The organism is Companilactobacillus halodurans (assembly GCF_009600985.1).
In the GTDB taxonomy this organism is placed as follows: domain Bacteria; phylum Bacillota; class Bacilli; order Lactobacillales; family Lactobacillaceae; genus Companilactobacillus; species Companilactobacillus halodurans.
The window spans coordinates 1-1520 of record NZ_VDFP01000116.1 but is presented as its reverse complement, the minus strand read 5'-3'; the positions used below and the strand labels follow the sequence as shown (position 1 = coordinate 1520).

Genomic DNA, 1520 nt, shown 5'->3' with positions numbered 1-1520 from the left:
AAGAAAAAAAAAAAAAAAAAACGAATTATGATAACTTTGAATCAAGAAGTTTTTGAAAAAATAGAAGTTTTATCTAAAGAAACAGGTTTAAGTAAATCTGCTTTGATTACAATGTGGGTTAATGAACAAAAAAAGGCATAAAAATAGTCGCCAGGGCAAATGGCGACTAAGAAATAAATTATACTTATAAGTGAGGTAATTATAACATGAGTGAAAAGAGAGATACAAGAACACGTAATTGGACATTTTTTGTTTATCCGGAATCTGCACCTGAAAATTGGAGAGATGTTTTAAACGAGATGCATATACCGTGGATAGAAAGTCCATTACATGATAAAGATGTAGATTCTAATGGAGAACTGAAAAAGGCTCATTGGCACATATTAATATTATTTGCTTCTAAAAAGTCTTATGAGCAGGTTAGAGAGATTACTTTAAGGTTAAAGGCACCAAATCCTCAAAAGGTTATGGATCTGAAAGGTATGGTGCGTTATTTTGCTCATATGGATGATCCTAATAAGTTTCAGTATAGTAAGAGTGAAATAATAGGTCATGCTGGTGCTGATCCTTTAATATATCTTTCTGCCAATTCTGGAGAGAGATATCAATTAATTAAAGAAATGATTAGTTTTGTTAAAGAAAATGATATTGATGAGATTCAAGACTTAATAGATTATGCTATGGAAAATAGATTTGATGATTGGTTTCCGTTACTTTGTGATAATTCAGCGTTTATTATGAATAATTATATTAAATCTATTAGACATAGAATTAGATGAATTTGAATTAGCTAGCCAAAATGGCTAGCTTTTTGCGTTAGCAAAAATAAAGGGTCTGGGATATAATCCCAGCAAGGGTATTTGCAGAACGAAATGAGCGTTAGCGAATGAAGTGGCTAGCAAATACGACGCTTGCCAAAACTTCAATTAACTTGTGATATGAGAAATACTTTTGACGAGCAAAGAAATAATGATAGCTACTTCAGTAGCGATTGGTGCAGTTGTAACTTGGATTAATCCAAGTTAACAACCAATCCAAATCATTACTTTCGATATCGTGAAGTCAAAAGGAAATTAAATTACAAGTTAATTGAAGTTGGGATTTGATTTATGGATTTTAGTAATCACATTTTTGATTACTGTTTTTGTATTTAATCTTTGGATTTTTCGAACCTAGGGGGGCAACTACGACCCCCCCTAGGTTGGTCACTGGTCAGAGGTCAAAACTCTGTATCCCTTGCGCCTCTAAGGCTGAAAGGGTATAAATCGCGAAACATCAACGGAGAGTAAGGCTCAACCCGGTTTTTTGATAAAAATGCATAAATTTCTTACACTTTAGTTATAAATGTGTTAGATTGTTTTATAAGGGAATTCGTATTTATAGAAAATTGTTGAGGTGAAAAAATATGGCTGAAAAACAAGAAAAAAAACGAATTATGATAACTTTGAATCAAGAAGTTTTTGAAAAAATAGAAGTTTTATCTAAAGAAACAGGTTTAAGTAAATCTGCTTTGATTACAA

2 protein-coding genes are annotated in these 1520 nt (G+C 31.8%); both read left to right on the top strand.

Annotated elements, in window-relative coordinates; translation table 11 throughout:
• Nucleotides 1-206 precede the first annotated feature (206 nt).
• Nucleotides 207-779: a replication protein gene (locus tag FHL06_RS12875; RefSeq protein WP_026260398.1), complete on the top strand. Its 573-nt coding sequence runs from the start codon at nucleotides 207-209 to the stop codon at nucleotides 777-779.
• Between the two features lie 626 nt (nucleotides 780-1405).
• On the top strand, nucleotides 1406-1520 hold a 115-nt coding region (locus FHL06_RS12870; RefSeq protein ID WP_153386986.1), incomplete at its 3' end, for a ribbon-helix-helix protein, CopG family.